Source organism: Bacillus pumilus (assembly GCF_024498355.1).
In the GTDB taxonomy this organism is placed as follows: domain Bacteria; phylum Bacillota; class Bacilli; order Bacillales; family Bacillaceae; genus Bacillus; species Bacillus pumilus_P.
The window spans coordinates 737,055-760,889 of the sequence record NZ_CP101833.1 but is presented as its reverse complement, the minus strand read 5'-3'; the positions used below and the strand labels follow the sequence as shown (position 1 = coordinate 760,889).

Below are 23,835 nucleotides of genomic sequence, written 5' to 3'. Positions count from 1 at the left end.
TTTCAGCCCTTTGTCAAGAGGCTTTTTAAAGTTTGCGTTTAGGCCCAGGTTTTCACTTTTTCATGATCTGTTACAAATAGAAGGACTTTTCCCTCGTCTAAGTGTTCTTCAAATGTTTCAGCTTCTTCTTTAGTGAATCCAATCTCTTGAATTTTATTGCGGAGCTCATCGCCCTTTTTACTAAAGATATTCCCAACAGCATGTTTAAGTCCAACTTCTCTTGGACCTATCGTATTGGCATCTGCATGACTTGCAATACGCTCTGTTCGGTCATCGTCATGGGACAGAACATAAATGTCCTCTCTTGCAACACCGAGTTCTTTTAATTGCTCTACATCTCGTTGAAGTGTTTCATCATTTGAATACTCTCTTACAACAGGTTTCATTTTATATTCCTCCTTTAACCTCTTACGAATCTTTTACCCGTCACTTTTGTCATTAAACCTTCCACGAGCACATCCATTTTGCTGCATGTATTTACCGTGCCTATTGACTTATTTTTGACAAAAACCCTGTGAAATTGACTAAATTTTCTGAAATATCGTGTTCATTCCTGTTGATTTGTTGTACAATTCTTATACTGGAGGCTAGAAATGAGGTAGAGCTGATGTATTATTTTTCAGTGGAGCAGCAGTTTAATGCTTGGGTTGTCAGTGATTTGGTGAAACAGCTTTTTCAAAAGTGGAATCCTGAAGAAGCAAAAGCAAAGTCGCTTACATTGTTTGCTGAACAGCACTTTCACATCTCCATTGATTATCTCTTTTCTATCATTATGAACATTGGAGATATCGAGTCGATTGATCAAGATCCACAAGACCTGTTGTCCTCATACTTGAATATCCTTTTTCCTTTTGTGACGCGCGATATGATAAAAGCCTCCATGCAAAATGCAAATGAATATTTGTTAAAAGAACGTGATGCGGACGTATATCAGCTGTTTGGTTGTCTCCCGCCGCTCTTCTCTGTCTCTTTTCAAAAAAAGTAGTCCCATTCTTTTGGATGGTGGCTGCTTTTTTGTATGTGTTTTGAAAAGACCGTATGTTTTGAATGAAAAGAAGCATCATGTTAATGTAAAACTAGGATGCAAGTGAAAGGAAGGATTTGACATGAGTCAACAAAAGCAAATTCAATTAGCAAAACGTCCAAAAGGATTACCTACAAAAGATGTTTTTCGTTTTGAAACAGTTGATATACCCGTGCCGCAAGATGGCGAAGTCTTGATTCAAACGAAATATGTTTCTGTAGATCCTTATATGAGAGGACGAATGCAGGATACAAAATCCTATACACCTCCGTTCAAACTAAATGAAGTGATTCAAGGTGGTGTTGTCGGAGAAGTCGTCGAGTCAACATCTCCTCAATTTGAAAAAGGTGATTTTGTCCTTGGATTCCTCGGCTGGCAGGAATATTCGACTGCCAAAGCTGAGTCGCTGACAAAAATTGATCCATCCATTGCGCCATTATCCTATTACTTAGGGATTTTGGGCATGCCTGGGCAAACAGCCTATTTTGGACTTCTTTCAATTGGTCAGCCAAAAGAAGGCGAGACGGTTGTCATTTCAGGAGCCGCAGGTGCCGTTGGTTCCGTTGTCGGACAAATCGCTAAAATCAAAGGCGCACACGTCGTCGGAATTGCCGGATCTGATGATAAACTTGCTTATTTAAAAGAGCTGGGCTTTGATGAAACCATTAATTATAAAACAACAAATGATTTAGATGATGCTATTGCAAAAGCCTGTCCAAACGGTGTCGATGTGTATTTTGACAATGTAGGCGGTGAGATTTCTGACGCAGTGATGAATCATTTGAACCGTTTTGCACGCATTCCAGTGTGCGGGGCTATTTCTTCTTATAACATTAGCGCAAGCGAGGACATTGGACCGCGTGTGCAAACAAAGCTCATTAAAACAAGCGCATTGATGCAAGGGTTTATTGTTGCCAACTACGCAGATCGTTTTGAAGAGGCGGCAAAGGATCTTGCACAATGGGTGAAAGAAGATCAACTCACTTACAAAGAAACCATTACCGAAGGCTTTGACAACATTCCTGATGCATTCATTGGACTGTTCAAAGGCGAAAATGTCGGGAAACAGCTTGTCAAAATTTCATAACAAGAAAAGGACCCTGCCTTCTGGCGGGTCCTTTTTTTATGCCTGTTGAGGCGCAAGATGCAGCTGGCCTTGCTTATACACAATTTCCTCAAGCGAGATATTCAGCTTTTTCGCCATTTTTTTCAGCATCGCATGCTCTTGATGTGTGACAAGGCTGATGACAGCCCCTTCTTTGCCTGCACGGCCTGTTCTGCCTGAACGGTGGATATAGCCTTCTTCATTTGGCAGATCTGCATGAATCACGTACGGCAAATCATCAATATCAATGCCTCTTGCTGCAATATCTGTTGCTAAAAGAAGCGGGAATTCACGCTGTTCGAATGACTTCAAGATCACAGCACGTTCCGCTTTTTTCGCTTCACTATGAAGCACACCAAGGTCCACATGGTGATACGCTAATTTCTCTGCATAAATGCTTAAGTTCGTGATATCACGGACAAAGACGAGCGCGTGCATGTCCTCAAGCCGCGATAGCTTTTGCAGTAATTTCACTTTATCCCGCTGATCACATAACAGATAATAGTGACCTACCTTCTGCGCTTCTTCTTGGCTTCTGCCGATTTTCAACACCTCTGGTTCAGATGTCATTTCTTTGATTAGTTGAATCGTTTCCTCTTTCAAAGTCGCAGAAAAACAAAGGATTTGTCTTTCTTTTAATGTGGATTTAATGATCGCTTGGATCGTTTTCATATGCTCTGGCACAAGAAGCTGATCTGCTTCGTCTAATACGATCGTTTTGACTTCATGCATTTTCAGTTTCTTGATTTTGATTAATTCTTGTACACGGCCAGGTGTGGCCACAACGATGTTCGGGTGTTTCTTTAGCTTTTCCTGCTGCTTCTTGATGTTCGCTCCGCCAATCAAGGAGACAGCTTTGATGTCTGATCCTTGTTTGAACTCTTGCACGACATCAAAAATTTGCATCACAAGCTCTCTTGAAGGTGCCAAGATTAAGACTTGCGGGTGTTTGATATTCACATCAATTTTATTTAAGAGCGGCAGAACATACGCAAGTGTCTTCCCTGTTCCAGTTGGTGATTCTGCAATCACATCACGCTTCTTCGTAATCCACTCTGCTGTTTTTTCTTGTATAGCTGTTGGTTGCCCGAAGCCAGCCGCTTCAAAGTTCTCTTGAATAAATGGCTTTGCTTCTTTAAAAAATGCCCAAGTTTCCGTCATGTCGATCTCCTTTATCCTCATTCAATCTATCCTTAAGTATCTCAAAATCAGCTTTGAAACGCAATTTTTCTTTTGATGCTTTTATCGAGCCGGACAGTTCGATATAATCATGAGAGGCACTAGCCGTTTTGAATCTATTTGAGGTGTAAAAAATGATATTATCTGTTAAAGATTTAAGCCATGGCTTTGGTGACAGAGCCATTTTCCACGAAGTCTCCTTCCGTTTATTAAAAGGCGAGCATGTCGGCTTAATCGGCGCCAACGGTGAAGGAAAGTCAACGTTTATGAATATTATTACTGGTAAGCTAGAGCCAGATGCAGGAAAAGTCGAATGGGCTAAAAATGTCCGCGTCGGCTACCTTGATCAGCATACGGTACTAGAAAAGGGAAGAACCATTCGTGAGGTCCTTCAGGATGCCTTCCATTATTTATTTTCCATGGAAGCAGCAATGAATGACATTTATGGAAAAATGGGTGAAGCTGACCCTGATGAGCTAGAAAAGCTGCTAGAAGAAGTTGGCATCATTCAGGATGCACTGACAAACAATGATTTCTATATCATTGATTCCAAGGTAGAAGAAATTGCAAGAGGTCTTGGGTTAACGGATCTTGGGCTAGACCGTGATGTGACAGAGCTGAGCGGTGGTCAGCGTACGAAAGTGCTGCTTGCGAAATTGCTGTTAGAGAAGCCAGAAATTCTCCTTCTCGATGAGCCGACCAACTATTTGGATGAGCAGCATATTGAGTGGCTGAAGCGCTATTTACAGGAGTATGAAAATGCGTTTATCCTCATCTCACATGACATTCCGTTTTTAAACAGTGTCATTAACTTGATTTATCATGTCGAAAATCAAGAATTGACACGCTACGTCGGTGATTATGATCAATTCAAACAAGTGTACGAAGTCAAAAAGCAGCAGCTGGAAGCAGCCTATAAAAGGCAGCAGCAAGAAGTCGCTGAATTAAAGGATTTTGTCGCCAGAAACAAAGCACGTGTCAGCACAAGAAATATGGCCATGTCTCGTCAAAAGAAGCTGGATAAGATGGACATGATTGAATTGGCCGCAGAAAAGCCAAAACCAGAATTTCACTTTAAGCCTGCACGTACTTCCGGGAAATTGATTTTTGAAACGAAGGATTTAGTGATCGGTTATGAGGAGCCGCTCTCTCGCCCTTTGAATCTGAAAATGGAACGCGGGCAAAAAATTGCGTTATACGGCGCAAATGGAATCGGAAAAACGACGTTGCTGCGAAGTCTTCTAGGAGAGATCACGCCAATTTCTGGTGAGGTTGAACGCGGAGAATTCCTGCACATTGGCTACTTTGAGCAGGAAGTAAAAGAGCAAAACAGCAACACCTGTATTGAAGAGGTGTGGAGCACCTTCCCTTCTTACACACAATATGAAGTAAGAGCTGCCCTTGCCAAATGCGGATTAACGACAAAACATATTGAAAGCCGCGTATCTGTTTTAAGCGGAGGAGAGAAAGCAAAGGTTCGTCTTTGCAAGCTGATCAACGAAGAAACCAATTTACTTGTTCTCGATGAGCCGACAAACCACTTGGATTTCGATGCCAAAGAAGAACTAAAACGCGCTCTAAAAGAATATAAAGGCAGCGTCTTATTGATTTCTCACGAACCTGAATTTTATCAAGATGTTGCAACCGAAACATGGAATTGCGAATCTTGGACGACAAAAGTATTATAACGACAAAAAATCCTTATGTCTTATGCAGATATAAGGATTTTTTCTAATTAATGCCCTGCTTGAATATTCACCAAATGCTTTCGGCCAAGGAGCAGGATGATCATTCCTAGCAGAACAACAGCCGCCCCTACATAGTAAGGTGTGCTTGCTGTAAAGGCTTCAGCGAGTACTCCGGCAACCCAAGGAGCAATCGCACCACCAATAAATCGTACGGCACTGTATGAAGATGAAGCAATCGAACGCTCAACAGGTGCCGAACCCATTACAGCCGTCGTGAGCACTGTATTGATCATGCCGAGAATTCCCCCAGCCATGACAATCCCGCAGATGACTACGACAACATGTGACGTCCATACCCCAATGCCGAATAAAATCACTGCAAACGAAGCAAACAGAACAACAAGGGCAGTCAATGTACCAAGTTTGCGATGAATGACCGGAGCTGAAAAGACAGATGTCACAGCCAAAAATAATCCCCATCCAAAAAAGACATAGCCAAGACCATGCTCATCAAGATGGAGCACAAATGGCGAATATGCTAGAAGAACAAAGAAGCCGAAATTATATAAAAAAGCAGCAGATGCCATCGTTAAAAGTCCTTTATATTTCAAAGCTCCGACAGCCTCGAATAATTTCACCTTTTTCTGAGGCTTCTGCATAGATGGAAGCATAAACGTAATGGCTAAAAGAGCGACGAGCATTAACACCGCAACGCCAAAGAATGGGCCGCGCCAAGAGATGGTTCCAAGCTCACCGCCAAGGAGCGGTCCAACAGAAATCCCAAGACCTAGTGCGGCCTCATATAAAATAATGGCCTTCGCACTTCCCCCAACAGACACACCAACAATGACAGAGAGTGCAGTTGAAATGAATAAGGCATTCCCAATGCCCCATCCTCCTCTAAAGCCAATTAATTCGTTAATGGTTGAAGAGGTACCGCCTAAAGCAGAAAAGACAATAATAAAGATGAGTCCTACTAATAACGTCCATTTCGCACCAATACGACTAGAAATAAAGCCGGTAAAAAACATGACAAAGCCTGTCACAAGTAAGTAGCTCGTAAATAAAAGGGAGACCTGACTTGGAGATGCATCTAATTGTGATGCAATGGCTGGCAAAATCGGGTCTACGAGCCCAATTCCCATAAACGAAATCACACACGCAAAGGCTACAGCCCAAACGGCTTTCGGCTGCCTAAGCAGACTTGCGCGCTGTTTCAATACTTCTTCTTCCTTCATTCCATCAGAACCTTTCCTTCAAATGTTGACAAAATAAAATAAACACACAGAGGTGTTTATTTTAGCCCTTTGTCTTCTTTTCAGCGTGATAGAAAACCTTTGCAGTCTAGGAAGGACGAGTACCGGAGCGGAGCGAATTTGACATTCGTGAGCACCGGCACGCAGACCTGACACAGAATGCGAGGGTTTGTCTACACGCTGAAATAAACACACAGAGGTGTTTATTTTTGTAATTGCTCAATAGCATGAGCCGCTCTTTCTTTCATCGTTTCAAGATCCTTTTTAAAGGATTGAATCGTTTCAAGCTTTTTTGTAATCAATTGATGCTGTTCATGAAGCTGCGCCTCAATATCTAACAGCTTCTCTAATCGTTCCTTCGGATCAAGTGACAGCAAGTAACCTTCTTTATTCAGCTCTAGCTGCTTTCCTATTTCCATAAACGATTGAAGCTCTTGTAAAGAAAAGCCGAGTACCTCTTTTGCCTGCATTACTTTCTCTAGTTCTTCCATGTCGTCCTCTGAGTAAAGTCTGACACCGCCCTCTGTCCGCTTTGGTGCTGATAATAAACCAATCTCTTCATAAAAACGAATCGTCCGTTTTGTCAGACCGCTCCTTTTCGCCACTTGATCAATTTTCATCCATTCCATCGCCAGTGCCTCCTGCTCATCAATTCATGTTTTATTATACACCTTTATAACCTTAACGTAAACGTTATATTATTCACCCTTGATTTCTTTTATCATTTGATGCAAAATAAATAGGAATTATTACGATTTATAGGAGGGACTTCATGCTATCTTTTCCACCCAAAAAAGAACGCCATCAGCTATTTGGATCTGTACCGCCAACCCTTGGAACGAAGCCTTGTCATAAAGAGGACATGATGGACATACAAAAAACCGAGCAGGACTTTTATTTTGATCTTGAACAAGTGGGCATCTGCCGCGTGTCCTATCCTGTACATATTTTGTCTGAAACGACACCACAGCATCAAACAACTTCCGCTGTCTTTGCACTGAGCACATATCTTCCAGCTCATCAAAAAGGTATTCATATGAGCCGTCTCACCGAACAGCTGCACTCGTTTTATGACAGCGGCAAACCGCTTGATGTGAATTCCTTAAAAGAACTGACGGCACAGCTTGCCAAGCAAATGAAGCAGCCATCTGCCGCGGTTCAAGCTTCCTTCCCTTGGTACATAGAAAAAAAGAGCCCGACAGCGGAAAGACAGGTTTGATGCATGCGACTGTGCAATATGACGTCCATTTTCATGAAAAAAACGGATTTACCTGTAAAATTGGTTGCAACGCACAGGTCACAACCTTATGTCCTTGTTCAAAGGAAATCAGCGAATATGGCGCGCATAATGCATAATCAGCGCGGCTCTGTTTCCATTCAAGTAGAGCTGTTTGAACAAGCATTGCTCCCTGACGACATGAAGGCAGTTCTTTTACACATTATTGAGTCCAATGCGAGCGCACCGCTTTATCCCGTGCTCAAAAGACCTGATGAAAAGAAAGTGACGGAAGAGGCATATGAAAATCCACGCTTTGTAGAGGATGTAGCGAGGTTAATTGCGGTCGAACTGTATGAAGAAAGCTGGATCAAAGGGTTCCAAGTCGAGTGCCGAAATGAGGAGTCCATTCACCAGCATGATGCCTATGCAAAATGCTCTTTTCAAAAAAACTGTAGAGTGACTCTACAGTTCAGGTGGTTGTCTAAGGGCTAATGATAGCCCTTAGTTTTATTTTCTACGTAATTAACGACTAGAATGCGAGGGTTTGTCAATACACTTAATTGCCTTCTAATTCCTCAATCATCAGCGACAGTTCTGTCCAGCGATCCATCGCTTGTTCTAATTCTTCAGCGACGGCTTTTTGTTCATCCATCAGCTCTTGGATTTTCCCAAAATCACTGCCAGCCTCAGCGATACTGGCTTCAAGCTGCTGGTGTTTTTCCTCTAATGCCTGTATCCGATCCTCAATCCCATCCCATTCAAGCTGATCTTTATAGGATAGTTTTTTTCTCTTTTTAGGTGCGGCTTCCACTTGTTTTTCAGCAGGCTTTGTCTCTGTTCGCTTCTCTGCTTTTTCCTGCTCCATGTAATCGCTGTAAGCTCCTTGGAAATGGGAGATCCGGCCATTTCCTTCAAAGACAAGCAGGCGATTGACGACTCGGTCTAGGAAATAGCGGTCATGCGACACCGTGATGACAACGCCAGGGAACTGTTCTAAATAATCCTCTAAGATGCTGAGCGTCTCTGTATCAAGGTCGTTCGTCGGCTCATCTAAAAAGAGAACATTCGGCTCTTCCATCAAGACTTTCAATAAATACAGCCTGCGGCGCTCTCCCCCTGACAGCTTGCGTATAAAAGTCCGCTGCATGGATCTTGGGAATAAGAACCGCTCTAGCATTTGCTCTGCTGTCACGATCGCGCCATCAGATGTCTTGACGATTTCAGCTGTTTCCTTGATGTAATCAATGATGGTCAGCTCTTCATTCATTTCTTTATGATCCTGCGTGTAATAGCCAATTCGAACCGTTTGTCCAATGACCAATTGTCCGGTAGTCGGTTCCATTTTGCCCGCTAAACAATTGAGTAAAGTGGTTTTACCCACCCCGTTCGGTCCGATCAATCCTATACGGTCGCCCGGCACGACTAAATCAGTAAACCGCTCCACAAGTGTCTGACCAGCAAATGAAATCGACATGTCTTCTGCCTCAATGACCTGTTTTCCAAGGCGGTGGGAGCCGATAGCAAAATCAAGCTCACCTTTTGCATCGAGCCCTTTTTGATCCTTCAGCTCTTCTACTCTGCCAATGCGTGCTTTTTGCTTCGTCGTTCTTGCTTTTGCCCCTCTTCTGAGCCATGCAAGTTCTCGTCTAAGCAGGTTTTGACGTTTCGTTTCTTTTACCTGAGCTTCTGCTTCTCGTTCCGCTCTTTTTTCTAAAAAGACTTCATAATTTCCTTTATACGTATAGAGCTGCCCTTGATTTAATTCATAAATTCGATTGGCGACGCGGTTTAAGAAATAACGATCATGCGTCACCAGAATGACAGCACCGCTGTATTGACTTAAGTATCCTTCGAGCCATTCAATTGTTGCATTATCTAGATGGTTGGTCGGCTCATCTAAAATCAGCAAACCCGCAGGCTGTATTAAATTTTTAGCAATCGCGACACGCTTTTTCTGGCCGCCTGATAATGCATGAACAAAGCGGCTCACATCTTTGACCCCAAGCTTTGTCAAAATCGTTTTTGCCGAAAGGTTCGCATCCCATGCGTCCTCCTGATCCATTTGATTTTGCATGCGCATCAGCGCTTCTTGTTTTGCTTCATTTTGGGGATCATGCTCTAAATCGGCGAGCGCCTGTTCATACGCCTTCATCGTTTGAATGATTGGTGCAGTTCCAGAAAAAATGTAATCAAGAATCGTTTCATCCCCGCTCATTTCAGGGTCTTGCTCGAGAAATTCGATATCAAGTGTCCCTGCTTTCGTGATGTCACCCTCCTCAAACGATTCAAGTCCTGCAATCACCTTTAAGAGCGTTGACTTCCCTGTTCCATTTGGTCCAATTAACCCAATCCGTTCCTTTAGTTCTATATGAAAAGAAATATGATCAAACAGCGTTTTTTCGCCATAGGTTTTATATAATCCTTCAACATTCAATAAACTCATTTTTATCAGCCCTTACATAGATTCTTCCTTTATTTTAAATCAGCCAGTACAAGAAAACTAGTTTTAAAAAAACCGCTGCTGAAAAGAATGTTTCCTTTCGATGCTCGATACACTATGAAGAGGTGATCTAAAGATGATAACCATTAGCTTATGTATGATTGTGAAAAATGAAGAGGAGGTTTTAGCGGACTGTCTTTCTTCTGTTCAAGACATTGTAGATGAAATGATCATCGTTGATACGGGATCATCAGACCGAACGAAGGAAATTGCTCACTCCTTTTCAGCACAGGTGCTGGATTTTGAATGGGTCCAGCACTTTGCAAAAGCACGCAATTTCGCTTTTTCACATGCAACAAAAGAGTATATCTTCTGGCTGGATGCTGACGATGTCCTGCTTGAAGAAGACCGAAAAAAACTTCTTCACCTCAAGCAGACACTTGATCCCGCGGTGGATGCCGTCTCTATGTTTTATCACGTTGGATTTGATGAGGACGGCCGGGTGAATTTTAAATATAGAAGAAACCGGCTCGTGAAGCGTGCCTTGAACTTTCAGTGGTACGGGGCCGTGCATGAGTTTCTCCAAGTGTGTGGCAACATCTTTCCGGCCGATATAGCCGTCACGCATCAAAAGCGGAAGAAAACAATCGCTGGTGAGCCTGGGCGCAACCTGCGAATTTATGAAGACATGCTTGCAAAAGGAGAGGATATGACGCCTCGTGATCTCTTTTACTTTGCCAATGAATTAAGAGATCACCAGCAGCATGTCAGGGCGATTCGTTTTTACCATGAATTTTTAGCAACAAAACAGTGCTGGATTGAGGATGAAATTCGCGCATGCCAATATTTAGCTGACTGCTATTATGCGGTAGGTTTCGAGGAAGCGGCCTTATCCTCATTATTACGCTCCTTCTTATATGATCAGCCCCGCCCAGAATTTTGCTGCCGGATCGGGGATCATTTAAAAACGCAAAATAAACATCAAGCCGCGATCTTTTGGTATGAGCAGGCGCTGAAGGCTCCTGAAAATGATACAGCCTTTACACTCACACAATATAAAACTTGGTACCCTCACCTCCAGCTTTGCTATTGTTATGATCAGCTCGGCGATTTCGATCAAGCCAAAACACATCACCTTGCCTCCTCGGGACATTATCCGACCCATCCGAGTGTGATGTACAACGAAAAAATATTTACTGAACAGACATAGATCGTCTGTCACCACATCCGCCTGCCATATGCCGGCGGATGTCTCTTTTTTACACAATGTTTCGTTTGTGACGTTTAAAACTTTAGTGATTTAAAGCGTTTTTCAACCAATTGACTAAATTGCCATTTACGCATATACTAACATTCGTCTTACGAATAGATTTATCCATTAGGAGGTCAACATGAGTTCTTTATTTCGAAAAAAGTCTCTCGACCAGCTCATGCTTGAAAGTCAAACAAAGCGGCTCAGTCGTTCTTTGAATACGTTTGATTTAATCTTGCTTGGCATCGGCTGTGTGGTCGGGACTGGAATCTTTGTCATTACGGGGGTTGCTGCTGCGAAAGATGCGGGACCTGCGATTATTATATCTTTTATCTTGGCTGCGATCGCATGCGCCCTTGCTGCTTTTTGCTACGCGGAATTCTCCTCGTCTATTCCTGTGTCAGGAAGCGTCTATACGTATTCTTACGCAACACTTGGTGAACTCCTCGCCTTCTTAATGGGCTGGGATCTCATGCTTGAGTATGTTGTCGCGCTCTCTGCTGTCGCAAGTGGATGGTCGTCCTATTTTCAATCACTGCTCAGTGGATTCGGTCTGCACATACCGAAGGCTTTATCGGCTGCCCCTGGAGCCGCTGATGGCGCCGTCTTTAACCTTCCAGGCGCGCTCATTATTTTACTCATTACCTTTATTGTCTCAAGAGGCGTAAAAGAAAGCACGAAGCTGAATAACATCATCGTGCTGATCAAAATTGCCATTGTCCTTCTCTTTATCATTTCAGGCTTCGCTTACGTCAAACCGGAAAACTGGACACCCTTTATGCCAATGGGCTTTCATGGCGTGATCGCAGGGGCAGCAACTGTCTTTTTTGCTTACCTTGGATTTGATGCGATCGCCAATGCATCAGAAGAAGTCAAAAATCCACAAAAAGCGATGCCAATTGGAATCATCGGTGCGCTTGGTGTTTGTACCATTTTATACATCGGCGTTTCATTTGTCTTAACAGGCATGGTTCACTATACGAAACTGAATGTCAGTGACCCTGTCGCTTTTGCTCTTCAAGTCGTTGGCCTTAATAGTGTGGCTGGTATCATATCCGCCGGTGCGATTATCGGGATTACGACGGTTTTAATCGCCTTGGTGTATGCGCAGGTTCGCCTAACCTTTGCGATGAGCCGCGATGGGCTTATGCCAAAGATTTTTTCAAAGGTTCATCCGAAATCGAAAACACCCGTTGCCAACACTTGGCTGACAGGAGCTGTGGCAGCTTGTATTGTAGGATTTGTAAACTTATCGACGCTCGCTAATTTAGTCAGCATCGGTACACTTGCAGCCTTTACCGTGATCTCTATTGCCGTCATCGTATTACGAAAGAAACATCCGAATATGAAGACAGCCTTTAAAGTACCATTTGTGCCTGTTCTTCCAATTATTAGTGCCATCATCTGTATGATATTGGCGGCAACACTTCAATGGACTACATGGCGAGCCTTCCTCATTTGGGTGGCCATTGGTGTCGTTGTCTATTTCACCTATGCAAGACGAAAAAGCCATCTCAATCAAACACATTAGAAAAGAGACACGGGGATTCCCGGTCTCTTTTTTTGTTTAAATGAAACTGTTTTTTGCTGAATTCGAGTCCACACACATACTTCCTTTGAATGGATTTAGCTGCTGGTGAAAAAGAGGCAGGTGAGTCCACTTGATCTCGATCATCTACGTGGCTTTTTGTCCCGGCAAAACCGCTTGCATCTCCAACATTCTGTCCCTACCCGTGATTTCCAATCTGCTAGCTATTTGTCCGACATTCATCGGTTCAGCTTTTAAGCACGATCGGCAGCCAGAAATAAACCGCAAGGACAATCGCCACAATACTGATGATATTTAACCAAAAGCCCGCCTTGACCATATCAGAGATTTTCAGCACGTCCGCACTAAAGACAGCCGCATTTGGCGGTGTAGAAATGGGCAGCATAAACGCACAAGAGGAAGCTAAAGCAGCCGCAGCCATTAAACCGTACGGCTCGATGCCAATCGCAAGGCCAAGTCCTACCGTAATCGGAATAATCATATTGGCAACAGCTGTATTGGACATAATTTCTGTCATAAATAAAATAGCGCTTGATAAAATAATCAGCAGCATGAGATACGAAAGCCCATTTAAATGCTGTAAATTTTCCCCGATCCATCCTGTTAGATTGGTCTCTGCAAAGCCCGTAGCGAGCGAAAGCCCGCCCCCAAACAAAAGCAAAAGTCCCCACGGCAGCTGCTTCATATCCTGCCATTCTAGTATTCTCTCTCCATTTGTCGCTGGAATGAGAAATAACAACATCGCACCAAAAATGGCGATAGATGTATCAGATACGGTGATCCCTCCAAACAAAAAGATTTTAAATATCCACAAAAAAGCTGTCATGAGAAAAATAACAAAAACCCATTTTTCCTCTTGTTTCATTTTGCCTAAATCTTCTAACCCCTTCCGTATGAACGCTGCACTCATTTCACCTGTATGCTCTACCTTGAACTGTATCTTGGTCAAATACAGAAATAAGAGAATAAGAAGAACAATCGCCACGGGAAAACCAAACAAAAACCATTCAAAGAACATAATTTCCCGATCTAACAGCTTTTTTGACATCGCTGCAAAAACAGCATTTGGCACTGACCCAACAAGTGTCGCCAAGCCACCAATTGACGCTGAATAAGCAACCGATAATAAGATACTTTTGCTGAATCGATCAAGAGATGCACCAGATAAGATTTCGTTCGCTTTGACCTCTTTAATAACAGCCAATGCCACCGGCAGCATCATCAGTGCTGTAGCTGCATTAGAAATCCACATAGATAAAAAAGCAGTCGCGATCATGACACCTAATACAATGCGGTCACTTCTTGTGCCAATGATCTTTAAAATATGTAATGCCATTCTTCTATGTAAATTCCATTTTTCAATTGCGATTGCGATCATAAATCCGCCCATGTACATAAAGACAATCGGGTCTCCATAAGCCCTTGATGTTTGCTCCATAGAGAGTCCGCCAAGTGTTGGCAGAAGGATGATTGGCAATAAAGAGGTTGCTGGTATCGGCAATGCTTCAGTCACCCACCACGTCGCAGTCCAAGCCGTAATGCCTAATACCACTCTCGCAGCATAGGCCAATTCATCTTCTGGTATGAGAAAAAAAATCAAGAAGAAGAGCATTGGTCCAAGAACAAGTCCAGTCAAATTCACTTTTTTATAAACGATCACAATCCCCCCTAATGAAAACGCTTGTTAAAAATTTTTCTAATTTTCCACATTCGATGATTTCTAAAGAAATCCTTTAAATCATAAGAAAAAATGAAGATATCTTTTAGATAAACTTACTGTCATTATTCACATTCCTAAACCATGACTTGGTCTATTTTCATAGGAGAAACTATACAAATCACACGCAATAACTGTAAAATATAGAGGATCTAATCAAAAATTGAGGTGTTTTCATTGTATACAGATCAACGAAAATCATTTTGGAAACAAAAAAAAGTCATCATACCCATTCTTAGTATGATCGTGATTGCTGCTGCCTTCTTTTTCTTAAAAGATACTCTTCTCTCAAAAGAAAAAGAGGCGTTACAGGCGGCCGAGTCCTTTACGAAACACATGGAGAAGAAAGACTTTGCGAAGCTGGCAGACGAGGTAACGAGTGCGTCTCTGAAAGCCAATGACTTCTCCAAAAAACAACTAGCCGAAAAATACGACAATATTTTTAATGGAATTGGTGCTTATGATCTGAACGTATCAAAGGTCAAAGTCGAAAAACAGGACAAAGGAAATGGGTATCAGTTCACCTATGATGTCACGATGAAAACGTCTCTTGGAAAGCTGAACAAGCTGTCATACAAGGGGGTTCTCACCGAAGAGGCTGACAAGTGGAAAGTGGACTGGAAGCCAAATCTCATCTTCCCGCAAATGGAGAAGGGAGATACCATCAAAGTAAAATCAGATCCTGCTGTACGTGGAAATATTGTGGACCGGAAAGGCCGTACTTTAGCAGAAACAACTGGTGGAAACGCTCTTGGCATCATCCCAGGAAAGCTCGGGACAGGGAAAGAAAAAGAACGCAATATGAAAAAGATCAGCAAAGCTTTTGATATAGATGAAGAACTGATTCAAAATCAGCTGAAACAAACATGGGTCACAGACGACACGTTTGTTCCGCTGAAATCTATGTTAAAGCAAATGCCGATTCCAAAGGACGTAAACGGCGTCACCTATCAATCGAAGGAAATGCGCTACTATCCATATAACGAAGCCGCTGCTCATCTAACAGGCTATGTCGGAAAAGCAAATGCGGATGATATCAAAAGGAATCCAGCATTAAAGGCTGATCAAATCATTGGCAAAACCGGTCTTGAATTCACATTCGATCAAAATTTACGAGGACAAGATGGCGGAAGCATTCTCATTGTCCATGATGAAACAGGTATTGAAGAGACATTGCAAAAAACAGACCGAAAAGACGGAAAAACAGTGAAGCTGACCATTGATGCTTCATTACAGAAAAAAGCCTATGAGCAGCTGAAAGGTGAAAAAGGGGCTGTCACCATCATGAATCCATCATCTGGTGATCTATTAGCGCTTGTCAGCACCCCTTCCTACGATGTCAATCTCATGACAAACGGGATAACACCTAAGCAATATCAGGCATACAGTGAAAATCCGGACCTCCCATTCCAAGCTCGATATGCGAGCCGGTATGCACCAGGGTCCACATTCAAAACCATTACAGCAGCCATTGGGCTGGAAACAGGTGTCACAAAGCCTAATAAAGTGCGCACCATTCATGGACTGAAATGGCAAAAGGATCAATCATGGGGAAATTATCAAATTACACGGGTGCACGCCAAAGAAAAAGTGAATATGGTCGATGCCCTTGTGTACTCTGACAATATTTACTTCGGACAGGAAGCACTTGAAATTGGTAAAGACACCTACGAGAAAAAAGTGAAAACTTTTGGGTTTGGCGAAGACTTACACATGCCATTTACAATGAAACCAGCACAAGTATCGAACGATGGCATTCAATCGGACATCCTACTCGCTGACTCGGCATATGGTCAAGGTGAATTACTCATGTCACCGATTGAGCAAGTGCATGCCTATTCTCCTTTTGCAACCGGAGGCAAGCTTGTCTATCCTCGAGTGATTCAAGATGAAAAAACAGCATCACCAAAGCAGATCATCAAAGAAGACTCAGCAAACACGGTGAAAGACGCGCTGACTCAAGTCGTCACCAATCCAAACGGTACAGCTCACTCCTTACAAATCAAAGGAGCAGATATCGCCGCTAAAACTGGAACGGCAGAGCTGAAGAGCAAACAAGGTGCAACAGATGGCACTGAAAATGGATTTTTACTTGCGTTTAATCCTAAAAAAGAAGATTACGTCCTCGTCGGCATGATCGAAGGTGTGAAAAACCGCGGCGGCAGTGGACTTGTCATTCAAAAAATGAAGCCTGTGATCGCTTCTTTTTATCAATAATCCTTTAGAGACACACGCTCAATCAAGAGCTTGTGTCTCTTTGGTTTTGTGAATGAGTCAACTCCTTAATGCTCACTTTCGTTGCGCTTACCGTTGACTCATGTGTATGGTTGGGAAACTTGTTCCCCTTCCTACCCCTCAAAAAGTATACCAGCTTTTCGTATTCTCCAGAAATCCCGCGCTTTTTATTCCATCCCTGCCGCACCCAGTCCCCTCACAATCTTGCCTCGGGAATTTCTTCGGCGGTACGATGCTGTTCGGCACCTTGCTGCCGTTTATGGATGCCGCAATGAAGAAAAAGAAATAACGAATCTCAAAAACCCCGGCATGTTTTGGAGAGCCGGGGTTTTTGATCGCTTATTTTCTCTGTTTCCACCAAAACCCGCTGATTCACAAGTCGGTTTTCCAAACAGATCAAGAAAAGTCCATGCTTTATTTATTCACTAGATCAACATCAATCACTTGATAGAAAGCGTTTTCAGTATCAACCACATCCCAAACGGCAAGTATGACATGATACCCGAGGCGGTCTTCAGGAATATAAATGTGGTGAGATAAATTGCGAGATGCAGGGGACCCGTCATGCGGAACGGCGCCAATCAGTTCAAAGTCTGCGCGCTTAAGCGGTTTGTCAGGATCCCAGCCTTTTTTGGTGATATAGTAGTGCCATTGGCTCGTATTGTGGGGGGCGGTATATGTCCAGGTAAAGGTGTGTTCTCCGCCGGTCATGATATGTTTAAACCAGCGATTTTCCGACTGCTGATCAAGAATTCCGCCGAACAGTCCGCCCGCGGATGCGATTTGTCCATCTGCCGGGCCGCTATGCGGAAACCCTTTTTTCGCTTCCAGGCTTTGCGGCTCATACATCACGCTTCCACAATTCAGATTGAGAAATCCGAAAGCCTCACTGCACAGAGCCGCTCTGCTCCCCGGTTTTTCGATAAACCCATGAGCGAAGGCCTGCTGAGGAACGATGGACATCCACAGCAATCCGGCTGCTAAAATGAAAGCAGTGCTAAAGGTGGTTTTTGGCAAACAATACACGTTACAATCCCCTCTCTTTTCACAGTGTTGAGACGGGTATTGATGCAAAGAGAAAATATACGCGACCATTCCAATATTACCCATTCGATTTTAACATCTGACCATTATAAAGCCAAGAGACGATCTCATGGCTTTTTCGATTTCTTTTCCGTAGCGCTCCTGAAGAAACGCCAAATTCGATTGAAAAAATGCCTTTTCGCACTCCGGCGAAAGCCCCTCAAAAAATTCGGGGTTGGCTGAAATCATGAACGAACAGCACCGGACGGCATCTTTCCGAATCGCGCGCTTCGTTTCCCCCATTTTTTGAAATGTGCTCATTGATGATGGACTTATCATCAATCATCTGTTGGTGCTGGTGCAATAAATCATAATTCAGCTTGGTCCGGCTCTCATCAATATCTGGATTCGTATGGCTCTCTTTTCCCCTCTCATTATGAATTTGCAGACCCTTCAAATCCGCATTTTTGAACTTCAGCATATTGCAAATGATGTAAGACAATTTCCTCTCTCACCCTCCCCGCTGAACCGCCATGTTTCCGGCGACACTTCTATGTAAGGTATTCTCTTTTTTTCTAAATCATGAAAATTTTCTATTGTTTTATAGTTCACCTTATGAATAAAATGAGGGGAATGCAAAAAGAAAACAGTTGGATGAAAGGAGGAAGTCTCATTGGCTATTGCTGCTCGTGCAAAGGATAAATCCCAAAAAGCTGTAACCGGCTCAACGGTTTATCCCATTTTATTGATCATTGGTATTTGTCATATGCTCAACGACACATTACAAGCCGTTATTCCTGCCATGTTCCCTATTTTAGAACGCTCAATGGGGCTGACCTTTACACAATTAGGGCTGATTGCCTTTACATTAAATATGGTCTCCTCCGTGATGCAGCCTGCAATTGGGTGGTACACAGATAAACGGCCGATGCCCTATGCACTTCCTATTGCTTTATTCTCAAGTGCTGTCGGTATATTCGGACTTGCGTTTGCCCCATCCTTTGCGACCATTTTGCTTTGCGTTGTCTTTATCGGACTCGGCTCTGCGATCTTCCATCCAGAGGGGTCACGTGTGGCCAACATGGCAGCTGGTCCAAGACGAGGACTTGCCCAGTCCATCTATCAAGTAGGCGGGAATACAGGTCAAGCCTTTGCACCACTTATCGCTGCATTAATGCTCGTTCCGCTCGGTCAGCCAGGAGTGGCTTGGTTTACGATTGTTGGAATGCTTGCTGTCGGTTTCCTTCTCTATATTTCAAGATGGTACGCTGCGAAGCTTCAAGCCATTAGAGCACATGCGAAGAAAGCACATGCGAAAGCTCCAAGGTCTGATATTCACCGTAAGTCAGCACTCACAGCACTTGGCATTATCGTCTTCCTTATTTTTGCCCGCTCTTGGTATGGAAATGCCATTTCGAATTTCTATGCGTTCTATGCCATTGAACAATACGGTGTGACGATTAAAGAATCACAGACTTATATCTTCATATTTCTTATTCTAGGTGCAGTCGGGACATTTTTAGGCGGACCGCTTGCAGATCGATTTGGTAAGAAAAATGTCATTTTGGCTTCATTATTGGCATCCTTTCCACTTGCACTTCTATTACCTTTTGCTGGACCTGTTCTTGCATACGCTTTGCTTGGACTCATTGGCCTGATTTTGATGTCAAGCTTCTCTGTCACAGTGGTATATGCTCAAGAACTATTTCCCGGGAAAATTGGCACAATGTCTGGTTTAACTGTTGGGCTTGCGTTTGGAATGGGTGCGATCGGATCGGTTGCCCTCGGCTCATTGATTGACGCCTTTGGTTTAACCCCTACAATGATCGGTGCTGCCTTTTTACCGATTTTAGGGATTTTAGCCGTTTTACTTCCTAGTGATCACACCATCTCCAAATGGAATGAATCATAAAATTAAAAACCGCTCAGTAAATGAGCGGTTCAGATTGATGACAAAGGGCTAAAATGAACTTTATTTTAGCCCTTTGTCATCTTTTCAGCGTGTTATGAAAACCCTTGAAGTCTAGGATGGACGAGTACCGGAGCGGAGCGAATTTGAGATTCGTGAGGACTGACACCGAATGCGAGGGTTTATCTACACGCTGAAACCGCTCAGATAATGAGCGGTTTTTTCATATCTCATAAAAATGCGTGTCGGGAACATGCTTCTTCGCAATAAACCCTTGCTGAAATTCTGGAAATATCTCTTGCACCTGTTTAATTTTTTGATGAACCAAATTGGCATACGGAATATACAGATGATCCACAAGCTTTTGTTCTTTCATATAGTAATACCAATTCAGATTAAAGGTATTCTCATCAATGATCGTAAAGGCAGAAAAATGATAGAACAGTAGAGGATTTTCGTCGAGGTAAATATCCCCTTCCACAATGGAAAGCTTATAGTTTTCAATGTTCCAAATCGCCGCATTGGCCCCTTTAGATGTCACCACATGGACACCTTCAAAATCATCAATCCAACTTTCAACATACCGCTGGTCTCCGTACGTCTTTTTTTCCGTATCCATTTCTACTGTACAGTGCGCAATGCAGTTTACTTTCCATTGCGTTACCGCCTGTTTGGCAACGTCTGTGTTACGACAGCCTACAAAACCAGTATTAAAGCGGCCGGACAATTCATAAAAGTGATAGAATCGCTTGGAATTCATATGATCCGTCAAAAATAAATGAGCGAGTGGATTCTCTTCAAATATCGCCCCTGGATCATGATAAAAATACAAATCAGTATCCAAATGAGCGAGATAATCCGCATCTGAGGACTCAAGAATTTTGAGTAGAAAGGCAGGCTTTAACGTCCAGCAATACTCATGGAACGTACGATCACCTTTTGCCTTTCGCAGCGAACCATCTTCAATGTCTTCAAGCTGTTCATATTGGACATGCGGATGAGGGAACTCACTTAACACCTTGTAAGCCAAAGGGTCCGCACATAAAACAGACAGCTTGAATGAATGGGCGGTTTGTTCAAGTGAATGAATCAGTGCGAGCAGCTTAAATACATGGGTATTCGACACAATGGTTGTAAAATGATAGGATGCCATCTACAACACATCCACTTGAAACAAATCAACGCATAACAGCTCATTCGTCAGCCTTTGAATTGCTTCCACAAGAACCGTGCAGCCATATTCCTGCCTTGCAAGCTGCGCAGTCTCTGACAGCTTTTTCAAAGGAAAGTGCTTTGCTGTCAGCACATCTTTTTGATCACGTTTGATGCCTACATTCCGCTCTGTGATCAAATGAAGCAGCTCTAAAAAATAAGATAACAGACCATCAAATGACGGATTCTCACGCAGCTGACGAATTTCTTTCACGATGTCATTTGTCACCGTGTGAGAAAACGGGCCAGAGAATGCCAAATGGACATCAATGGAATCAATATTGTTATACTTCTCGCACATATACAAAATGTTATATTTAATGTCATCAAATGACGTTAAATTACTTGGATGCTCCTGATGCACACTCATGATATCCTCTCTCAGCTCAAATGACAGGCCAAGCTGATGCAGACGAATCCCTAAATCATAATCCTCAAACCCGTACCGAACGATATTTTCATCAAACATCCCCAGTGCCATGACATGCTTTCGCTTTACTGAGGAGTTATTTGTAATGAAAAATCGCCACGGCAGCTCATAAGAACTTAAATCATAGTGGTACGTGTGCAAGATGTCTTTGAGGATATCAATAAACTCAGACTGCAAATCAAAACTTTTCTCTAGAAATGCACCATTTTCGACTTCTTCCATTGATAAAAGAGGCGTTTTGTTCTTCATTTCCCGCTGATACAGCCCTTGTGTTTTCAATCGCTTCACGTGATCTTCATCAAATGCTGTGTAAAAATAACGATAGATCCGCTTCCAGCACACACCGCAAATGACGAGATCCTCTTGATCTGCATGCGCCTCTCTATGCTTCTGAATAAACCTCGGCTCTGCCAGCATATCGCTGTCATGGAAAATCAGCAGGTCTCCCTCTGCTTCGCGAATGGCATGATTGCGTCCCTTGGCAATCCCTTGATTGACAGGGATACGCACCTTTTTGATCGGAAAGTTCACCTCAATTTTTTCGAGCATTTCCATCGTGCCATCCGTTGACCCATTATCGGCGACAATGACCTCAAATGGAATATCCGTTTCCTGAAGCGTTAAGGAAAAGAGGCTGCCTTCTAAGCGCTCTTTCGCATTATAGCTTGGAATAATGACGCTTACCTTTGGCTTTTTGTTCATGCGTCATCCCCCTCGAGTTTGGCATAGCCGTTAAACATTGGGTTGACTCGCTCCACAGATTCAATCACATGACGAAGCATTTCCCGATAGGCTTCTTGGAAAAATGGCAAGTCATTTCTCCCTTTTTCATGGATTTGCTGCATATGATCCTTGCTCACGATTCGAAAGCCGCTGAAATGATAGCAAATGAGCGGGCTCCCATCCTCAAGCAGAATACGCCCATTCTCTTCCCGATAGGAATGCTGCCCATAGTTCCAATGACCAATATTGACGCCCTTTGTTTTAATATCTTCTACTTTTTCAAATAGCATCGGCATATGATCCAGATACCCTTGGTCTCCAAACTTGCCTTCTCCCGGTGCATTTTTGCATTCTTTTAGACATTCTTCTTTCCACCAGCTGAGACACTTCCGCCCGGCTTCATCTCCTTTAAAGTGTAGGAAGCCCGAGTTATAGCGCCCTAAAAGCTTCTGAAGCATTTTCACTTCCTCTGGATCAAAGCTTGGAATGACAATATCTCCTCTCGATAGTAAAACAGAGGCATCCGGCTGGTTTTGAAAAATGACTTGCGGGCTCTCATAAAAGAACAAATCCGCATCAAAATATGTCACTTCCTCCGTCTTCTCCTGTTCAAATAACCTCTCAATCCACATCGGCTTTAATGTCCAGCAATATTCCGACGCATCCCGTTCCTCTTTTTTCTCTAGCAGCTCCGGCGTTTCAAGCTCCCGTACGTGAACAAGATCGACATGTGGGAAATTCATTTGACGAAGCAAATCAAATGCAGCATCATCCATACATAACGTCTTGATGACAGCATCATCTTCTACTTGCTTCAACGATAAGAAAAACGCAATGGCTTGATAAAGTCTTCCACTTGATAGAACCGTACAATATATGCTGTTCATCTATTTACACCTCTATTTCTGAAAAAATTCGCGGTACCATTCAATTGTCTTTTCTAAACCTTCATCAATGGAGTAGTCAGGCTTCCAATCAAGCAGTTTTCTCGCTTTTTCTGCCGATAAATATTGATGCTTAATCTCATGCGTTCCTTGATTCAAAATACGAGGCTTCAGATCGCTTCCCATTGCCTTTAAAATCTTATCCACGAGCTCAAGGACCGTCAGCTGAATTTCATTACTAAAGTTAAAGGCTTCTCCTGCCAGCCCTTTTTCCTCCATTTTTTCAGCTAGCAGCAAATAGGCCTTGACCGCATCTTCAATGTAGAAGTAATCACGAATAAAAGTGCCGTCACTTCTAATTTCCGGTGTCTCCCCCTCTAAAACTAGCTGAATGGTTTGCGGAATAATTCGGTTAAAATTCAAATCTCCGCCTCCGTATAAATTGCCGCATCGCGTAATACAAACCGGAAGACCATATGTGTTGTAGTATGTGTGAGAAATCAAATCTGCACAGCTTTTCGATACATCATACGGATGTTTCCCGTTAAGCGGCATCTCTTCATCATATGGAAGCTGCTCCTGATCACCGTATGCTTTGTCACTTGAAGCCACAATCACTCGTTTGATCAGCGGCTGTCTTCTGCACGCCTCCAGCACATTCCATGTACCTAAAATGTTAGCTTCAAATGTAGAAACAGGATGTCTATTTGCGACCCCAACAATGGCTTGGGCCGCCAAATGGAAGACGGTATCAATTTCGTATTCTCCTAACGCACGTTCAATCGTTTGCATGTCCTCCAATGCGCCTTGCACCACATTCATCTTTTCAAATTGACTGCCTTGATATAAATTCGATCTTGGCACCTGATCACGCACAAGCCCTGTCACGTTGGCGCCTTGATCAATCAATTCCTTGACGAGATAGCTTCCTAACAGCCCTGTACATCCAGTCACAAATACGTTCTTGCCATTCCAAAATCCGCTCATGCT

At 43.1% G+C, this 23,835-nt stretch carries 19 protein-coding genes and 3 pseudogenes; 8 read left to right on the top strand and 14 right to left on the bottom strand.

What is annotated here, in order from left to right:
• Positions 1-38: 38 nt before the first annotated feature.
• A complete protein-coding gene (locus NPA43_RS03620) occupies positions 39-386 on the bottom strand; it encodes a YflT domain-containing protein (RefSeq protein WP_230031713.1) in 348 nt (115 codons plus the stop codon).
• 221 nt (positions 387-607) lie between these two features.
• Between NPA43_RS03620 and NPA43_RS03615 the strand changes: the two genes are divergently transcribed.
• Both NPA43_RS03615 and NPA43_RS03610 read left to right on the top strand, forming a co-directional pair.
• Positions 608-985: a YfmB family protein gene (locus NPA43_RS03615; protein WP_099727700.1), complete on the top strand. Its 378-nt coding sequence runs from the start codon at positions 608-610 to the stop codon at positions 983-985.
• A 121-nt stretch (positions 986-1,106) separates the two neighbouring features.
• Positions 1,107-2,111, top strand: a complete 1,005-nt coding sequence (locus NPA43_RS03610) for an NADP-dependent oxidoreductase (protein WP_099727701.1) — start codon at positions 1,107-1,109, stop codon at positions 2,109-2,111.
• Positions 2,112-2,147: 36 nt separating this feature from the next.
• Here the strand turns inward: NPA43_RS03610 and NPA43_RS03605 are convergent, their stop codons facing one another.
• Complete coding sequence (locus NPA43_RS03605) at positions 2,148-3,290, bottom strand: DEAD/DEAH box helicase (RefSeq protein ID WP_099727314.1); 1,143 nt, start codon at positions 3,288-3,290, stop codon at positions 2,148-2,150.
• Positions 3,291-3,442: 152 nt separating this feature from the next.
• On the opposite strand from NPA43_RS03605, the gene NPA43_RS03600 reads away from it, so the two are divergent.
• On the top strand, positions 3,443-4,996 hold the full coding sequence (locus NPA43_RS03600; RefSeq protein ID WP_256499381.1) for an ABC-F family ATP-binding cassette domain-containing protein: 1,554 nt from the start codon (positions 3,443-3,445) through the stop codon (positions 4,994-4,996).
• A gap of 47 nt (positions 4,997-5,043) precedes the next feature.
• Here the strand turns inward: NPA43_RS03600 and NPA43_RS03595 are convergent, their stop codons facing one another.
• Both NPA43_RS03595 and NPA43_RS03590 read right to left on the bottom strand, forming a co-directional pair.
• Positions 5,044-6,234, bottom strand: a complete 1,191-nt coding sequence (locus tag NPA43_RS03595) for an MFS transporter (protein WP_099727317.1) — start codon at positions 6,232-6,234, stop codon at positions 5,044-5,046.
• Positions 6,235-6,455: 221 nt separating this feature from the next.
• Positions 6,456-6,881, bottom strand: a complete 426-nt coding sequence (locus tag NPA43_RS03590) for a MerR family transcriptional regulator (RefSeq protein WP_249705274.1) — start codon at positions 6,879-6,881, stop codon at positions 6,456-6,458.
• A gap of 143 nt (positions 6,882-7,024) precedes the next feature.
• On the opposite strand from NPA43_RS03590, the pseudogene folE2 reads away from it, so the two are divergent.
• Positions 7,025-7,963: pseudogene (folE2, locus tag NPA43_RS03585) on the top strand (GTP cyclohydrolase FolE2).
• A 64-nt stretch (positions 7,964-8,027) separates the two neighbouring features.
• Here folE2 and NPA43_RS03580 read toward each other — a convergent pair.
• Positions 8,028-9,914 (bottom strand): ABC-F family ATP-binding cassette domain-containing protein, encoded by a 1,887-nt coding sequence (locus NPA43_RS03580; protein WP_256499380.1) that lies wholly within the window; start codon positions 9,912-9,914, stop codon positions 8,028-8,030.
• 133 nt (positions 9,915-10,047) lie between these two features.
• On the opposite strand from NPA43_RS03580, the gene NPA43_RS03575 reads away from it, so the two are divergent.
• Positions 10,048-11,121, top strand: coding sequence for a tetratricopeptide repeat-containing glycosyltransferase family 2 protein (locus NPA43_RS03575; protein ID WP_099727321.1), 1,074 nt, complete (start codon positions 10,048-10,050; stop codon positions 11,119-11,121).
• A 181-nt stretch (positions 11,122-11,302) separates the two neighbouring features.
• A complete protein-coding gene (locus NPA43_RS03570) occupies positions 11,303-12,694 on the top strand; it encodes a branched-chain amino acid transporter BcaP (protein ID WP_256499379.1) in 1,392 nt (463 codons plus the stop codon).
• Between the two features lie 79 nt (positions 12,695-12,773).
• Here NPA43_RS03570 and NPA43_RS03565 read toward each other — a convergent pair.
• A pseudogene (locus NPA43_RS03565) lies at positions 12,774-12,890 on the bottom strand (hypothetical protein); the annotation flags it as partial.
• 48 nt (positions 12,891-12,938) lie between these two features.
• The gene (locus NPA43_RS03560) at positions 12,939-14,372 is read right to left on the bottom strand and encodes an SLC13 family permease (protein ID WP_099727323.1); all 1,434 of its coding nucleotides are present in this window, start codon (positions 14,370-14,372) and stop codon (positions 12,939-12,941) included.
• Positions 14,373-14,606: 234 nt separating this feature from the next.
• Between NPA43_RS03560 and pbp4 the strand changes: the two genes are divergently transcribed.
• Positions 14,607-16,646 (top strand): penicillin-binding protein PBP4(5), encoded by a 2,040-nt coding sequence (gene pbp4 / locus NPA43_RS03555; RefSeq protein ID WP_099727324.1) that lies wholly within the window; start codon positions 14,607-14,609, stop codon positions 16,644-16,646.
• Positions 16,647-17,084: 438 nt separating this feature from the next.
• Here pbp4 and NPA43_RS03550 read toward each other — a convergent pair.
• The 3 genes and pseudogenes from NPA43_RS03550 to NPA43_RS03545 all read right to left on the bottom strand — a co-directional run.
• Positions 17,085-17,690 (bottom strand): annotated as a pseudogene (locus NPA43_RS03550) (lytic polysaccharide monooxygenase auxiliary activity family 9 protein); the annotation flags it as partial.
• 90 nt (positions 17,691-17,780) lie between these two features.
• The gene (locus NPA43_RS19200; protein ID WP_367308189.1) at positions 17,781-17,936 is read right to left on the bottom strand and encodes a hypothetical protein; all 156 of its coding nucleotides are present in this window, start codon (positions 17,934-17,936) and stop codon (positions 17,781-17,783) included.
• Positions 17,908-18,189: a plasmid recombination protein gene (locus tag NPA43_RS03545; RefSeq protein WP_142353658.1), complete on the bottom strand. Its 282-nt coding sequence runs from the start codon at positions 18,187-18,189 to the stop codon at positions 17,908-17,910. The genes NPA43_RS19200 and NPA43_RS03545 overlap by 29 nt, the downstream gene beginning before the upstream one ends.
• Positions 18,190-18,360: 171 nt before the next feature.
• Between NPA43_RS03545 and NPA43_RS03540 the strand changes: the two genes are divergently transcribed.
• A complete protein-coding gene (locus NPA43_RS03540) occupies positions 18,361-19,599 on the top strand; it encodes an MFS transporter (protein ID WP_256499378.1) in 1,239 nt (412 codons plus the stop codon).
• 220 nt (positions 19,600-19,819) lie between these two features.
• On the opposite strand, the gene NPA43_RS03535 is transcribed toward NPA43_RS03540, so the two are convergent.
• From NPA43_RS03535 to NPA43_RS03520, 4 genes are read right to left on the bottom strand one after another with little or no spacing between them, the layout of a single operon-like run.
• Entirely contained in the window at positions 19,820-20,749 is a 930-nt protein-coding gene (locus tag NPA43_RS03535; protein ID WP_099727329.1) for a putative nucleotide-diphospho-sugar transferase, read from the bottom strand.
• Positions 20,750-21,940 (bottom strand): glycosyltransferase family 2 protein, encoded by a 1,191-nt coding sequence (locus NPA43_RS03530; protein WP_099727330.1) that lies wholly within the window; start codon positions 21,938-21,940, stop codon positions 20,750-20,752.
• Positions 21,937-22,848 carry a putative nucleotide-diphospho-sugar transferase gene (locus tag NPA43_RS03525; RefSeq protein ID WP_099727331.1) on the bottom strand — a complete coding sequence of 304 codons (912 nt, stop codon included), beginning with the start codon at positions 22,846-22,848 and terminating at the stop codon, positions 21,937-21,939. The genes NPA43_RS03530 and NPA43_RS03525 overlap by 4 nt, the downstream gene beginning before the upstream one ends.
• 12 nt (positions 22,849-22,860) lie before the next feature.
• Complete coding sequence (locus tag NPA43_RS03520) at positions 22,861-23,832, bottom strand: GDP-mannose 4,6-dehydratase (protein ID WP_142353659.1); 972 nt, start codon at positions 23,830-23,832, stop codon at positions 22,861-22,863.
• Positions 23,833-23,835 lie beyond the last annotated feature (3 nt).

Excerpts from the sequence above, each read along its gene's own strand:
- NPA43_RS03620 (WP_230031713.1), bottom strand. The coding sequence starts at position 386 with ATGAAACCTGTTGTAAGAGAGTATTCAAATGATGAAACACTTCAACGA.
- NPA43_RS03615 (WP_099727700.1), top strand. The coding sequence starts at position 608 with ATGTATTATTTTTCAGTGGAGCAGCAGTTTAATGCTTGGGTTGTCAGT.
- NPA43_RS03610 (WP_099727701.1), top strand. The coding sequence starts at position 1,107 with ATGAGTCAACAAAAGCAAATTCAATTAGCAAAACGTCCAAAAGGATTA.
- NPA43_RS03605 (WP_099727314.1), bottom strand. The coding sequence starts at position 3,290 with ATGACGGAAACTTGGGCATTTTTTAAAGAAGCAAAGCCATTTATTCAA.
- NPA43_RS03600 (WP_256499381.1), top strand. The coding sequence starts at position 3,443 with ATGATATTATCTGTTAAAGATTTAAGCCATGGCTTTGGTGACAGAGCC.
- NPA43_RS03595 (WP_099727317.1), bottom strand. The coding sequence starts at position 6,234 with ATGAAGGAAGAAGAAGTATTGAAACAGCGCGCAAGTCTGCTTAGGCAG.
- NPA43_RS03590 (WP_249705274.1), bottom strand. The coding sequence starts at position 6,881 with ATGGAATGGATGAAAATTGATCAAGTGGCGAAAAGGAGCGGTCTGACA.
- NPA43_RS03580 (WP_256499380.1), bottom strand. The coding sequence starts at position 9,914 with ATGAGTTTATTGAATGTTGAAGGATTATATAAAACCTATGGCGAAAAA.
- NPA43_RS03575 (WP_099727321.1), top strand. The coding sequence starts at position 10,048 with ATGATAACCATTAGCTTATGTATGATTGTGAAAAATGAAGAGGAGGTT.
- NPA43_RS03570 (WP_256499379.1), top strand. The coding sequence starts at position 11,303 with ATGAGTTCTTTATTTCGAAAAAAGTCTCTCGACCAGCTCATGCTTGAA.
- NPA43_RS19200 (WP_367308189.1), bottom strand. The coding sequence starts at position 17,936 with ATGATTTCAGCCAACCCCGAATTTTTTGAGGGGCTTTCGCCGGAGTGC.
- NPA43_RS03535 (WP_099727329.1), bottom strand. The coding sequence starts at position 20,749 with ATGGCATCCTATCATTTTACAACCATTGTGTCGAATACCCATGTATTT.
- NPA43_RS03530 (WP_099727330.1), bottom strand. The coding sequence starts at position 21,940 with ATGAACAAAAAGCCAAAGGTAAGCGTCATTATTCCAAGCTATAATGCG.
- NPA43_RS03525 (WP_099727331.1), bottom strand. The coding sequence starts at position 22,848 with ATGAACAGCATATATTGTACGGTTCTATCAAGTGGAAGACTTTATCAA.
- NPA43_RS03520 (WP_142353659.1), bottom strand. The coding sequence starts at position 23,832 with ATGAGCGGATTTTGGAATGGCAAGAACGTATTTGTGACTGGATGTACA.